The organism is Streptomyces sp. H27-H5 (genome assembly GCF_026627505.1).
Classification (GTDB): Bacteria; Actinomycetota; Actinomycetes; order Streptomycetales; family Streptomycetaceae; genus Streptomyces.
Window position 1 is genome coordinate 75,691 of the sequence record NZ_JAPNLK010000027.1, and the last position, 14,867, is coordinate 90,557.

Annotated in this window: 4 protein-coding genes and 1 pseudogene; 4 read left to right on the plus strand and 1 reads right to left on the minus strand. The window is 74.9% G+C overall.

What is annotated here, in order from left to right; all coding sequences use genetic code 11:
- The first annotated feature begins 61 nt into the window (after positions 1-61).
- The 3 genes from OTB19_RS15975 (at position 62) to OTB19_RS15985 (ending at position 13,589) form a co-directional block, all read left to right on the plus strand.
- Positions 62-1,810 carry an RICIN domain-containing protein gene (locus tag OTB19_RS15975; RefSeq protein ID WP_267798876.1) on the plus strand — a complete coding sequence of 583 codons (1,749 nt, stop codon included), beginning with the start codon at positions 62-64 and terminating at the stop codon, positions 1,808-1,810.
- Positions 1,811-2,257: 447 nt separating this feature from the next.
- Complete coding sequence (locus OTB19_RS15980; protein WP_267798878.1) at positions 2,258-12,781, plus strand: hypothetical protein; 10,524 nt, start codon at positions 2,258-2,260, stop codon at positions 12,779-12,781.
- Between the two features lie 154 nt (positions 12,782-12,935).
- Positions 12,936-13,589: a PASTA domain-containing protein gene (locus OTB19_RS15985; RefSeq protein ID WP_267798880.1), complete on the plus strand. Its 654-nt coding sequence runs from the start codon at positions 12,936-12,938 to the stop codon at positions 13,587-13,589.
- A 205-nt stretch (positions 13,590-13,794) separates the two neighbouring features.
- On the opposite strand, the gene OTB19_RS15990 is transcribed toward OTB19_RS15985, so the two are convergent.
- Positions 13,795-14,070 (minus strand): isoamylase early set domain-containing protein, encoded by a 276-nt coding sequence (locus OTB19_RS15990; protein ID WP_267798882.1) that lies wholly within the window; start codon positions 14,068-14,070, stop codon positions 13,795-13,797.
- Positions 14,071-14,303: 233 nt separating this feature from the next.
- Here OTB19_RS15990 and OTB19_RS15995 point away from each other — a divergent pair.
- Positions 14,304-14,444: pseudogene (locus OTB19_RS15995) on the plus strand (Ku protein); the annotation flags it as partial.
- Positions 14,445-14,867: the final 423 nt, after the last annotated feature.

Below are 14,867 nucleotides of genomic sequence, written 5' to 3' on the forward strand. Positions count from 1 at the left end.
CGCGAGACCACCAAGGCGCACCACGACGACCGACTGTTCGAACGAGGCATGAGGAGTGTCAATGCCCCAACAAGAAGGCGGCTCGCAGATGTCGAGCCCTGCCGTGAGACTCGCGGCGGTCCTGCCCGCGGTGCCGGGAGAACCCGGCTCCGCGCTCGCACCACGCGGATCCGCCACGACGCCGGTACCGGCGATCCCATCGGGCGCCGTGAACCGCGAGAGCGGGGCGGCCCCCGAGGGATCCGGGCCCGCGCACACCACCACGTCCACGTCCACGACCGGGACGGGGACGGGAACCCAGGCGGCCACCGAGGTACGGAGCGGGTCCCGGACCGCCACACGCGCCGGCGGGGCGGTGGCGAGGGCCGCCGCCACCTGGCGCGGGAGCGAGGCCCAGGCCGTATCGACCACGGCGCCGTCCGCACCGCACGGCGGCGCCGTCGCGGCCGGAAGAGGTGACGAGCCGCCCAGTGGACGACCCAACAAGCCGCTGCTGGCCGCGGCGGCGATAGCGGGAACCGTGCTCATCGGGGCGCCGTTCCTCCTGCTCGGCCTCGGCAACGACGATCACCGCAACCAGGCGTCGGTACAGGAAGTACCCGTCGGTGGAACGGTGTTGGAGAACCTCGTTCCGAACGGAGGGCAGGTCGGGAACGACTACGCCACGGCCGCCCCCACCCGCAAGCCCGCGTCGTCGCCCCGGACGGGCCCCGTGCCGGACCGCCAGTCGGGGGCCACCGAGCGCCCGGCCGGCGCGAACGTGGGTTCCGACGTGGAGAAGCGCAACGACGGGCGTACCGGCACCAACGCGCCGCCGGCCACCGCGCAGGGCGCGGCAGGCACGGGGGCGCGACCGGCACCCGGATCGCCGGGGAACACCCCGGCGGACCAGAAGTCCCCACAGCAGGACAAGGCCCCACAGCAGGACAAGAACGCGGGCCAGGACAAGGCCGCGGAGCAGGACAAGGCCTCGGGGCAGGACAAGTCCGTCGCCTCGAAGGAGTCCCCCGCCCTCTCGGCGCCCCGGCAGAAGGAGGCCCCCGCGCAGGAGCGCCGCGCCGCACCGGCGGAGGCCGACGCCCCCGACCCCGGCGCGGTGAAGCAGGTGGCCGACGTGGCACCGGAGAAGGACGCCGCGCCCGACGCGAACAAGGCTCCCCAGCCGGCGAAGCCCGCCCCGAAGGAGCAGCCCGAGAGCGACCCCGCCGCGAGGAAGGCTCCCGAACCGGCGAAGCCCGCCCCGAAGAAGGAGACCCCCGCCCAGCCGGCCCCGAAGAAGAAGGTCGCGGCGAAGCCCACGACCCGTGCCGGGGATGCCCTGCCGCAGAGCGCGAACTTCGGCACCGTGCGGAACGTGCCGCTCAAGAACGCCATGACGGGCATGTGCGCCGACGTCCCGAACTACGGCAAGGGCACGGTGGACGGTCCCGTCAACCAGTTCACCTGCAACACGACGACCGGGGACAACCAGCTCTGGGACCTCGTCGTGAGCCGCCCCGGCGCCGGTCCCGACGGCGCCGACCTCTTCACCATCCGAAACAGCAAGGACGGTCTCTGCCTGGACCTGCCGAACTTCGCCGGACAGGAGGCCGGTACCGGTGTGTCCGAGTTCCACTGCCGCCCCACCAGCGCCGACAACCAGCTCTGGTACCTGGAGAAGCGCTCGGACGGCAAGTTCTGGATCCGCAACCAGTCCAGCGGTGGCCAGTGCCTGGACGTGTCGGGCGAACACGGCAGCGGCGGCAAGGACGCCCGACTGACGATCTTCGACTGCAACAAGCGCGACGACCACGTGTGGTCCTTCTCCTGATCCGGCTCCCGTCCCGCGTGGGCGGTTGACGCGATCCATCCGTGCCCCGGGCGGCCTCCGCCCGGGGCACGGTCGTACCCGGCACCCGGCACGCAGCGTTCGGGATCCGGTACCCGACACCGACACCCGGCATCCGGCACCCGTCTCCGCATCGAGCGGAGGCGGCTCGCGCGGTCGGTGGGAATCGCCGCGGGGTGAGTGGACTTAAGCCCGGGGAACGGGCGCCGGAACACTTGCCCCGCTCTTCTTCGGGAACCCGGCGAAGCGTCATCTTCCCGGCATTCGACGTTGGGTGGTGCGTCGCTCCTCGGCCTAGCATCGGGCGATCCCCGGCCCCTCTGGCGCCGCACACCGCCGCCCACCCGACGGAGTCCGACCGTGCGTCAAGACAACCTCACGCCCTCACCGTCCGACGCGCCGGACGGAACGCGCCGGGCGGAGCGTTAGATGCAGGAGATCGACTTCCCGGAGGACGTCCGGCGGATGCTGTGGGTGCTGATCGGCGAAATGCCGGTGCAGGCCCGCGAGAACCTCGCCTACGACAGCCGCGAGTTGTACCTGCGGCTCGGCCGGGGCATCAGGGAACTGCGGGACGAGATCCGGCAGTCCATCGCGGAGGCGTCCACCGCCCTGCCCCGGGAGGTGGCGGACCGCTACGTCCGGGGCCTGTCGTTGCTCACCGACGACGGGGGAGTGAACCACCTCGACGCGATGACCGACCAACTCGACGACATCGCCCGGGGCCAGGTCGACCACTCCATGAACATCCAGCAGGCCAAGTGGGAGATCATCGCGGAGATCGTCGCGCTCCTCCTCGAACTGGCCCTGCTGGCGGCCCTCGCCGTGATCACCGGTGGTACGTCCGTGTCGCAGATGGCGTTGGCCCGCGCCCGGAGCCGGCTTGCCGTCCTCCTCGTCGTGGACCGCCTCCTGCGCATGACCCATCTCGCCCCCAGCCTCACCGGAGCCCTCGAAGAGGCCCTCCAGACCCTCGCCGTGCGCCTCGCCCAGATCGCCCTGAACCCGAACGACCGCCGGCCGGACGGCATCGACTGGAAGGACGTCGGCAAGTCCGCCGCCTTCGGCGCGGTCGTCGGTCTGCTCGGCGGTGCCCTCGGCGGAGCCGCCGACCACTTCCGGAACTGGTTCAAGCACTCCTTCGACGACTTCGACCGCTTCGCCAAGGACCATCCGCGCTTCACCACCCTGCTCGACGGGGTGAACGAGGTGGCGGAGGCGTTCGTCGTCGGCGCGGTCAGCGAGGCCGCCGGCGAGACCCTGATCCAGGGCGTCTTCGAGGGGACCTGGGAGTTCTCGTGGGACACCTTCGTCGGATCCGGCACCAGTTCGGCGTTCGAGACGATCGCCGGGGGCGCCGTCGGCGGCGGCGCCCTCTGGCTGCACCGTGCCCTCCTCCCGGACCTCGGAGCGGGTGATCCCTCGTCCGTCAACCGGCTCCCGGGGCGCGGTGGTCCGGGAGGCACGGGCGGGCCGCGCTCCTCGGGCAGCGCCGCCCCGACCGTCCCCGCGGCGTTCCCGGCCCCGGTCCCCGTGCCGGTACCCTCCGCGGCGCCGATCGCGACGGGCACCGACCCCTCGGGCGCCGGGCCGTCCGCGCCCACCCCGTCGGCACGGCCGCACACGCCCGCGCTGCCCGTCCCGCCCGGTCCGCCGTCCCGCGTCCTCACGTCGAGCGTCCCCGCAGCCTACGACGGCTCCGGCCGTGCGACCCCCGCCGACCTCGACCCCCACCCGCCCACGAGCCGTACGACGGGAACCACGACCATCACCCCGGGGGGCCCGGGCCCGGCTCTTGTCCCCGCCGACCCTGGGGGCCCCTGGGCCCCCGGCCCGGGTACCTCGACGGGCGGCGCCTCGGTTCCGTCCTCCTCGCCCGCGGTCAAGGAGGCGGCGACAGCTCCGGAGCGGACCGCGGGGACGGGACCGTACGCCGACGGGTCCGGCGACGAAGCACCGGAACCCCCCGCGCCGCACACCGTCAACTCCGCCCGCCCCGCGGGCAGCCCCCCTCCCGCTGCCGGCGCGGGAGACGGACCGGCCGCGGAGAGTACGGAGCCGGGTACGGAGCCGGACCCGGTGTCGGCCGTACCGCGCCCCACGTCGTCCGGTCCCGCCGCCGACGGCGGTACGGACCCCCGCGCCACTCCCGACGCCTCGAAGGCCGGGCGGGACGCGGGCGCGCCCCCGACCCGCCGGGACCCCGGCACGCACGAAGCCGACGCGGAGGGCGAACGGGGCCGGTCGGCGCCCGAACAGAAGGCGGCGGACGACGCGGCGGACCACACCGAAGACGACGCGGCGGACAGCGCGGCGAACGACACGGAAGACGACGCGCCGGACGGCGCACGGGAGCCGGGCGCCGTCATCCCTCCCGTCCCCGCCACCCCCCTGACCGGGAACGCGGCCTGGGAGGCCGCACGGGCCGCCGTCCCCCCGGTCACGCGCGCACACACCTGGGTCGACCCGGTGTCCACGCCCGCCGATCCCGCACGACCGGGGGAGAGCACCCGGTACGTGGTGCGGTCCAAGTTCGAGGTCCGGCAGGTCGCCCACGACGGCGACCTGGTCACGGACCTCACCGTCCGCGTCGCCACCGGCCCCGAGGGCCTGCCGGCGGACGTGTGGGACAAGGTGCGGGGCGGGGTCGAGGCGTACTTCAACGAGCCGGCGCACCGGCTGCCGGACGGTGGGCGGCTCCACGTCACCGTCGAGCAGACGGCGGACGACCCGCACCCCAACGGACTCACGGTCGCCCTGGCCGGCCGCGACCAGCCGATGACCCGGACGGCCTGGTGGGCGGACGCGGAGCCCGTCGACTACGCCCACGAGATCGCGCACCAACTCGGCCTGCGCGACGAGGCCCGGAGCGTCGAGGCCACCGGGCGTCCGGACATCCCCGGCAGCCTGCTCGGCGACTACACCCGGCCGGCTCCGCCCGGGCTCGCGCAGGGCGGCCTGCGAGGCCGCCACCTGAGTCTCCTGGCCGCCCACGTCGGTGACCTCACCGAGGCACCGCCCGGCCACCCCGCTCCCGATCCGGTCGCGCGGCCGATCCGTACGGTCGGCGGCCCCCGGGGCGCGGAGCCGCGCGCGCCCCGGCCCGCGGATCCGCCACCGACCACGCCCGGCCAGGCGCCCGTGTCGGGGCACCCTCCGATCCCGCCCGCGGCCCCCACCACCGCGACCTCGTCGACCACCGCGACCTCCTCGACCACGCCGGTCGCCTCCACCACCCCGGCCCCCTCAACCCCCGCCACCGGTACCGGAAACCGCCTGGACGGGACCCGCCCGCCCCGGTTGGACCGGGGCGCCCCGGCGCCGGCCGCCAGGGGCGGTCGCACCCGGTTCACGGACGGGACGGGCATCCCCGCGTACATCGACGACCTGGCCTCCCTGCTGGCGGACGCCCCCGCCGACCTGATGGAGGAGCTCCTCTCCCAACCGGCGACCTTCGGCCAGAGCAGCCTCGTCCTGCGCGGCGCCGAGCTGATCGCCGCCGAAGCCGAGGCCCTGGTACGGCGCGACGCGTCCCTGCGGCCCACGGCAACCGAACCCGGCACTCCCGCCGGCGCCGGCCCCCTGGCGGATCTGCGCGCGGCCCTGCGCCGCCGCCCCCGCGCCCTGATCGGCGGGCTCGCCTTCCCGTACACCAACGCCGCCGGAGAGGCCAGGGTCCTGCACGTCACCGCCCGCCACCACGGAAACTGGGAACGGTTCGCCGACACGTACGGCAGCCCGACCAAGATCGACACGATGGACCGGGCCATCGTCCAGGCCGGCCGGAACAGCAGCGTGCGGTCCACGACGCAACTGGGCCTGGGCGGACCGTTCCTCGGGCCCTCCTCCGCCGCCGCGTTCGGCGGTTTCGGTCGACTCACCCTGCGCGGCGGGTTCAGCACCAAAGTGGGCTACGGCCACCTCGACCAGGCCTCCGCGCAGGCGGAGACGCGCACCCTCGACGGCTCCCACGTCTACCTGGACGACCTCCACCTCACCCTGCGCGTCACCGACGCCGACGGCCGGCTGATCACCGACCCGACGCCGCCGGGGACCGCCGGCCCGGCACGCGCGGCGCAGGTCGGCTTCACCGTCCGCGACGGACTCGCCCTGCGCCTGCCGGACAGCGCCGTGAAGCCGTCGAAGCCGGGCCGGACACCCCGCTCGATCGCCATGGACCACCAGACGCAATACCGGCTGGTGCGCACCGAGGGCTTCGGCCCCGTCAGCCGCATCCGGGACTGGGCCGCCGCCCGGATCGGCGCCGTGCCCGGCAGCTCCGCGCACCAGGAGCTGGACGCGTTCTTCTCCGGCGAGTCCTTCCAGCGGCACGCCCGGATGCTGGCCGCCGGACGGCTGACCACCGCCCCGCTGTTCGCGGACGACCGCCGCCGCACCCCGCTCGGCGTCTTCGTGGTCGAGCGCGTGGTGCCCGTCCGCGCCACCCTCGTCACGGAGACCCCGGACGCCGAACTGCGTGACATCGCCACCTCCACCGTCCGCAACGACCGCTCCCTGACCAAGGGCGTCAACCTCGGCATCGACGGCGTGCTCGGCCCCGCCTTCAACTTCCTCGACCTGGGCGGCGACGTACTCAACCTGCGCCTCCAGTTCGGCCCGGCCTTCCGCCACCTCTTCTCGGTGTCCCGCACCACCGCACTCGGCGGCTTCGGCGGACTCAAGACCTCCGGCCAGGTCAAGGGCGCACCGACCGGCCTGTACCTGGTCCGCAAGACGGTGTACGTGCGCCACGCAGGCAGCGGAGAGCCGGCCGAGCGCTTCCACACCTGGAGCCTGGACCGCATGACCCGCACGGAGGCCCGCAGGCTCGCCGGCTGGGACGACGGAACGACCCTGGCGCTCCGTCACGGCGCGCCCGAACCCCACGCCCCGGCCTACCTCACCCCCGACCACCCGCCCACCCTCGGCATGCACCGCGTCGAGGAGTTCGCCCACGCCGACGGCCGCCGCACCCACGAGGTCGACGGCCGCCCCCGCACCCTCCTGGACGCGTTCACCGACACGGTACTGACCGCCCTCGCCCAGACCCATCCCGCGATGGTCGCCCCCCTCGACGAACTCGCCCCGCCGGTGCGCCGAAGCCTCCTCGCCCGGGCCCGGGCCGCCGGCGAGAGCGCCGGCCCGCTCGGACCGCCCCGCCCCGCCTCCCGGTGGAACGACGCCGACGCCTACCAGACCGCCCTGTCGAACACGCTGACCGTCCTGGCCGCCCTCTCGCACCTGAGCCTGGCCGCAGGCCTGGAAGCCCTGACCACCACCGGCATCCGCATCCGCCTCACCGAACCCGGCACCCTCGGCCAGGGCCACCGGTACGTGCTGGTGCACGGCGAACTCACCAACCGCCGGTACGAGGGCCGCCAGGACGACCTCAAGCTGCGGCACAGCGCGCCGGGCGGCCAGCGGCTCGACGGCCAGGAGAGCCGCACGCGCACGACGGGCGGCGGAGCCGACCTCCAACTCGCCTTCCGCGACCCGGACCCGGGAGCCGGCGAGGCCATCGGCGCCCCCGGCAACGCCGGAGTGCTCTCCCTCGGCTGGCGGAGCACGGTCCGGCACGACTCCGAATCAGGTCACGGCTCCTCCGCGACCAACGAGCCGATGTCGGTGAGCACCAAGCCCTCCCACCTCTACCGCTACGACCTCGCGCTCAGCGTGAGCCACGGCGGGTACTGGCGCTTCCGCGGGATGCTGCGCGGCGTCGCCACCCTCGGGCTGCTCGGCACCCAACCGTTCGTCTTCCAGAGCCCCCGGGCCCCGCTCATCGGCACCGGACCGCACGGCATCCCCGTCCGCGGGGGCCCGGTCACCGGGCAGGTCCTGATCAGCATCCCCGATCGGCACGCCCCCGCGGTCGACCCGCACCGCCCCGGCGCCCCCAACCCGTACCGCGCCCTCGGCGGCCCACCGGCGAGCACGCCCATGCCCCGCCGCCGGGCCCACGCCCTCGCCACCGGGAACCTCGCGGCGACCGGCGACCCCGATGCCGGGGGCCGGGCACACCGGCGCGGCGACCGCCTCTTCCGGGACCTTCAGCACCACCCCTTCCTCACCGTCACCGTCCTCGTGCCACCCGCCCTGGTCGACGCCGTCGCCGACGTCGTGCGCACCGCCTCTGGCGGTTCCTGGCAGTTCTCCCACGAGGGCGCCCCGGCCCGGGAAGCCGTCATGCGGGCCTTCCAACCGCAGTACGCCACCGCCAACTTCGACCAGAGCTCCGGCCCGCTCGGCTTCGCCCTGGCCGGCCTGATGGGCAAACCGCCGTACGGCACCCTGTGGGGCACCTTCCGGCACTACACGGCGGTCCGCGGGATCCACGCGCTGACCGGACCGGTCGAGATGGACACCGAGATGGTCCTCGGCAGCGCCACCCAGGCGACGGGCAAGACCGGGCGCAGCGTCACGCACTCCTTCGGCGGACAGCTCACCTACGCCAAACCGCACGCCAACGCCCACGGCCCCCTCGGCGCCTACGGATTCGTCGTCAACCCCTGGTCCGAGAGCACGCAGCTCAACCGGACCCTCGCCCGCAGCGTCGTCGCCGACCTCAACCTCAAGAGCTTCGGCCACCAGGTCCTGATCACCGGCACGGTCGAGCACGGCACGGCGATGGTGTCCAGCATGCTCGGCGCCACCGCCGCCCGGCTTCCCGTCGTCCCCTCCTCCCTCGCCGGCGCCGCCGGATCGGTCACCACCGTTCCCGGCGGCTGGCTCGCCCACGTGCCGGAGAAGAGCGCCCACCTGCTGGGGCTCCTCGACGACGGCATGGGAGACGTGCCCCGCTACACCGCCAAGGGCTGGTCCCCGCAACCCTGGACGCGCGGAAACTCCTTCGGCACGTACCCCGTCAACACCCTCGACCCGACCGATGTCCTCGCCGCCTTCCAGGCGAAGGTGCGCGCGCTGGGCGTCGACGACGACGCCCAGGAGGACATCCGCCGGCACGTGACCTCCCGCGTCCTGCGCGCCCTGCACCGGGAGATGACCGGAACGGGCACGAGTACCCCCGCCCGGACCGGCGGCTGGGGCTGGGGCAGCGTCCGGATCGGCGGCCGCCGGGCCCGGATCCGCGTGGAACTCCTCCCCGGCACCCCCGTCCTGCGGATGCTCGACCACGGCACCGAGATGGAGGAGAACCGGCGGGCCGTCGAAACCCGGCAGGAGGGTGCCGAGTTCACCTCCGGCCGGGACATCGGCGTACTCGTCGGCGAAAGCGTGTACACCGGCGACCCCACCGCGGTCGCCTCCGGACCCACCTACACCGAGACCGGCACCTCGCGGCGCTCGGTCTCGACCTCCCTGTCCGCCTCCACCAGTACCACCTACCGGGCGGCGTCGACCGAACCGCACGCCGAGACCACCACCCCCTGCCGGCTGCGCCTCACCCTGGAGTTCGACGACGCCCCGCAAACCCCCGGGACACCGGGCCCGGACGCCGGATCCACAGCCGCCCGCACCGCGCTGCGGCGGTTCGCCGGCAAGCAGCGGATCTCTGCCACCGGCGCCATCGGCGACCTGAGCGAACACGTACCGCTCAGCCTGATGGCCCCGGACCCCGACCCCGCCGACCCCCCGCCCGACCCCCGGCTCGCCCCGCCCGACCTCACCGTCGCCACCCCGCCCCGGTCCGGCCCGCGCCCGGAACTCCTCGGCCCCGACACCCTCCACGGAGACGGCACCGCACGGCCGTTCACCTTCCCCGAGAACGGCTTCCACGTCCGCCGCATCATCGGCCTGGAACACGTCCGGGAGGCAGGCCTGCGCGCCATCGGCGAGGCCTACGGGCTCGCCCTCGACGACCTGGACGACGCCGACGTCACACGGGAGCGGCGCGGGGAACTCCTGTCCCGCGCCGCCGGAACCGCCCTCACCCGACCCGGCGGCGGCGCCGCGCAGACCCTGGAGGACGGCACCACCGACACGGCGCTGTCCACCTTCTACGACCAGGCCCTCACCCCGGCCGGATACGAGGTCCCCGGGCTCACCCACCGCAACGCGGCCGGCACCGACTCCGCCCGGCTCTCCCTGCACGCGAAACCGGACTTCTCCCGGGCGGTCCTGCTGTCCGTCGCCGACGGCAAGAAACTCGAGGTCCTGCGCGAGAGCGCCGAGGGCGTCGGCACCTCCGTGAGCCACGAGAACGCCCAGGACTCCGCGTTCGGCGGGGGTGTCGCGATCCGCACCGAGGACACCGGCCTCAATCCCCTGACCGCGAACACCACCGGCCCCGAAGGCGCGGACGGCGACGGCGCCCCGGTCGGCGAGGAACGACTCTCCTCGCTCAACGTCAAACCCAAGACCGGCCGGGCCTTCCTGTTCGCCGTCCCCACGGACTGGCTGAGCGTCGCCGAGGTGCACCGCGGCATCAAGGACAGCGGCCTCGGCAGATTCCTCGCCGGAACCTTCGGCCACCCGCCGCGCGGCCCCAAGGCCGTCTCCTCGCGGACCTACGCCCTGGCCTGGATCCGCGACGACGTCGCCCGGGAACTCGGCCTGATCGACGACACCGGCTTCCCCGCCCGGGTCTCCGCCGCCTGGGACGCCACCGGCAAGGCGGCCAAGGCCTGGACCGAGGCGGACCAGGCGTACTGGAAGAAGCGCCGCGCCTCGACCGGACTGCGCGAGCGGCGGGACGCCGCCCGGACCGCCCTCGACCCCGCCCGCACCGCAGCCGAGGGCACCGCCCGACGCCTCGCCCCCCTCCTGGACGCCTCCGAAACCGCCGACACCACCCTGGCCCGTGCCGAGGCCGACGCCGTACGGGACCACGCCGCGGCGACCGCCCTGGACAGCGCCGCCGACGCCCTCGACACCGCGTCGACCGACCTGCGGCAGGCCGAAGCCGACACCGAGCGGGCCGAGCGCACCGCCCGGGCCACCGAGGACGCCGCCCGCGAGGTCCTGGACTCCCTCCACGGCTGGGCCGCGCTGCCCGGCGGCGACACCGACCCCGACGCCGTACGCCAGGCCGAGGACGGCCTCACCACCGCCCGGCGCACCGCGACCGCGCTCCGCGACGCCGCGGCCCGACGCGTCGCCACCGCCCGCGGTCTGCACGCCACCGCCGACGCCGCACTCGCCGCCGCCGAACGGACCGCGCCGCCGCAGACCGCGGCGGCCCCCGGGCTCGCTCCGCCCACCGCCGACCCCGCTTCCCGGACCGAGCGGGCCCGGCGGACCGCGACCGCACTGCGCACCGGCGCCGACCGGCGGACCACCGCGGCCCGCGCCCGGCAGACGGCCGCCGCCCGCCGCCTCACCGGCCCCGTCCGCGCCGACGAAGCCGCCCGCGCCGCCCTCGCCCGGGCGACCGCCCGGACCGACGCGGCCGACCGGGCCTTCGACACCCGCCGGGCCGAACTCGACGCCCTCGCCCGGACGGCGGAGGCCGCCGCCGCCGAGTTCCACCGAGTACGCGCCGCCACCGACCGGCTCACCCGCTGGCACCGGCTCCACGCCACCGCCGAAGGCCGCCGGCGCCTCGCCGGCCTCCCCGAACCCGCCCCGGTGACGTACACGGCCCCGCCGAAGCCCCCGCCGCCGGGCACCGCCGTTCGGCCCCCGACGCCCCGCTACACCCCGTCCACCGACGGCGCACGGCTGACCTCGCCCGACCACCTCGCGTACACCGTGCACGAGGTGCCCCGGGACGGCGACGGCTTCTTCCACGCGCTCGCCGAAGGCCTGGCCAGGACCGCGCCCGCCCTGCGGGCCCGGCACGGCATCGACCCGGCCGATCCGGGGACCCCCCGAGCCCTGCGCCGGCTCCTCGCCGCCCGCCTGACCGACCCCGCCGACGCCGACCTCCTCGCCGCCATGGCCCCGGACGACGGCGACGTCTTCACCGCCGCCGACATCGACGCCACCGGCCCGGCCCCGGACCTCACCGCCGGCACGCCCGGCCGCCGCGAGTTCGACCAACTCGGCGTCGTTCCGCACGCCGCCACCCTGGACGCCGCCGCCCGCGCCGCCCTCGGCACCGCCCAGCTGAACAGGCCCGGCGACAGCGACGACGACACCGGATGGGACCACGCCGCCGCCGACCTCCTCCCGCTCCTCGCCGCCCGTACCTTCGGCATCGACGTGACCGTGGTCCTCGGCGACGGAACCTTCCAGACCTTCACCCCGGGCGACCGACCGGGCTCAGGCCGACTCCAGGGACTCGTCGACCCCACGGAGGCGGCCCGCCCCCACGTGGTCCTCCTCCTGGACGACCGCCACTACCGCCTCGCCGTCCCGGATCCCGTCCGCCCGCTGCCGCCGCCGCCTCCGGTACCGGAGGCCGCCCCGCCCACCGCCCCGCCCACCGTTCGGTCGTCCGCCGTCGAGGGAACCGGGACCGAACGGCCGTTCACGGACACCCCGCGCCCCCCCACCACCGTGCCGACGCCCCCGGTGCGAGAGCGGGGCCGGTCGCCGGAGACGGCGCCGCAGGACGTCACTCCCGGGGCCGGGCAGGAGATCGGCCCCGCTCCCACCCCGGCCGACACCGGCACACCCCCCGGACGGAGCGGGCCGGACGGGCAGGGGGCGTCCTTCGAGGATGCCCTGCTGGCGACGCTCGACGACGAGGGCGGCAGGCGCCTGTTGGACCGCCGCCAACCCGTGCCCGTGGCGGATCTCGCCGCCACGGACGTGAGCCTGACCGCCGGTCAGGCGGCGCACGCGGTGCTGCTCGGCGGTTCGCTGACCGTCGAGGAGCTGGGCCTCACCCCGCTCCAACACCTCCGCTGGCTCCTCGGGCGCCGGGCCGACGCCCCGGGGGAGGCCGGCAGCGAGGCCGCGAACGACGCGGCCACCGCCGCCCGGATCCTCGGCATCACCATCGAGGTCACCGTCCCGGGAGGACGGACCCACCGGTACGGATCGGGTGCGGGAAACCTCGTGAGGCTCTTCTTCGACGGCTCCCGGTACACCACCCCCACCCGTACCTGACGAGTCGCGTCCCCCGCCGGCCTCCGGGGTCGCGGGAGCACGACGTCGTTCATCCGGGTCGGGCGCGAGCGCCCGGCGCATCCGGTACGGCGTCGCATGTCACAGGGCCGTCACGGACCCCTCGTACGGGTCTCCGGGCGGACACGATGTCCTGATGCGCATTCAACACAGCATCGCCCTGGTCGCCGTGGCCGCCGGGATCCTCGCCCTCACCGCCTGCGAAGCGCCGACCGAGAGCCCCGCGGGCCGCGATCCGAAGCCCGGCGGTTCGGTGCCCGCCGGCTCGGCGGCGCCTCCCGCGACCACCGCGCCCCCGGCCAAGAGCAGGAAAGCCACCTTGCCGAACCTGGTCGGCAAGGGACTGCAGAGCGCCCAAGACGAAGCCCAGGCAGCCGGATTCCCCCTCCTGAAGTCCCACGACAGCCTCGGCCGCGACCGCAACCAGGTGCTCGACCGCGCGTGGAAGGTCTGTACGCAGACCCCTGCCGCGGGCAGCGGCGTCGACACCGGCACCACCGTCGACTTCGGCACCGTCAAGCTCGAAGAGACCTGCCCCGACGGCGACGTCGCCGCACCCAAGCCGGCCGGCGACACCATGCCCGACTTCGTCGGTCAGGGCATGAAGGCCGTCCGCGGCGCGCTGCCCTCGAACGCGAGCATCACCGTCAAGGACGCCACCGCGCAGGGCCGCATGGTCCTTCAGGAATCGAACTGGAAGGTCTGCACGCAGACTCCGAAGGCCGGTGCCACCCTGTCCGGCGCTCCCGTCGCCTTCACGGTGGTCAAGACCGGGGAGTCGTGCCCCTGACCGGCCCCCGCCGGCCGCCAAGCCCTGAGACGAGGACGCGCGGACCCCTCCGGGGTCCGGTGGAGAAGCCACCGGCACCGATCGTCCGCGGCGCGGTACCCCGTGTGCCGCATCGCGGAGCGGGGTCGAGGCCACGGCGACGGCGGGGTCGATCTCCCGCCGGCGCGGGGGCCGGTGGCTGTCCCGTGGGGCCGGTCGGGCCCCTTCAGGTGGTGAGGTGGCTGTTTCCGTCGTGCCGGCCGTCGACGGTGTCGTCGTTGAACCAGTAGTCGCCGGCGGCCAGGTAGCGGAAGGAGTGGTCGGCCTTCGCGGGCAGGGCGACGGTGACGGCGCGGGTGCCGTCGGGGCGTGGCCGGAGCTCGTGGGTGCCGGGAGTCCAGGCGTTGAAGTCGCCCACGACACTGACCGGGCCGGGCGGGGTCTCGGCGGGCAGGACGAAGGTGACCTCGGTGCGGTCCTTGCGGCGCTTGCGTTCGAGCACGGCACAACTCCAGACGTGATCGGTATCGGGCCTTGATGAGCGACGCTCGGGACTCATGATGGCGCCGCCGGCCCCCGCCCGCAGGTCGGCGCTCCGGAGCACCGACGGTGACCTTCCGTCGCGCGCGGATGCGGTCCGTCACGACTCGTGGCAACGTGAGGACGGACCGCCCCCGTGTGCCGGTGAGGCACGGGCCGGGGCAGGCCGGGGGTGGTGAGAGGACGGTGGTGGCCGTGGCGCGACCGGTGTGGGCCGGGAACCTCACATTCGGGCTGGTCAGCCTGCCCGTGGGCCTCCACACGGCGACGGACGACCACACGGTGCCCTTCCATCAGTTGCAGCGCGGGACCTCGGACCGGATCCGCCAAGGCCGGCACCGCCAAGGGGGGCCGCCGCCTCCACCCCGGGCGGGAAGAAGCCCGCCGCGAGGAAACGCGGCCGTTCCGCACCCGAGGCGGCCGAACTCGGGTCGTTGAGCAAGTCCGACCTCTACAAGAAGGCCACCACGGCGGAGATCCCCGGCCGCTCGGCCATGACCCGCGACGAACTCCTCAGGGCGCTTGCCGCCTGACCCTCCCCGCCCGCTGCCCCACGCGCACGCCCCGCGCGGCCCGGCGCCGTTCCCGCTCCGCGACAGGACGGGCCGGATCAGCGCCAACTGACGTCACGAACGCGGCTCATCCGGCTGCCCGCCTGCGTCGATAAGAAACAAGTAAATCCGGTGTGCATGGCTCGGGGGTGTGGGGGCATTCGGTTGTTCGGAGGTTGATAATCATGGTTCCCCTGCTTCTTGTTCT

Bases quoted from the DNA above. Each gene is read 5' to 3' on its own strand.
- OTB19_RS15975 (WP_267798876.1), top strand. From the start codon at position 62: ATGCCCCAACAAGAAGGCGGCTCGCAGATGTCGAGCCCTGCCGTGAGA.
- OTB19_RS15980 (WP_267798878.1), top strand. From the start codon at position 2,258: ATGCAGGAGATCGACTTCCCGGAGGACGTCCGGCGGATGCTGTGGGTG.
- OTB19_RS15985 (WP_267798880.1), top strand. From the start codon at position 12,936: ATGCGCATTCAACACAGCATCGCCCTGGTCGCCGTGGCCGCCGGGATC.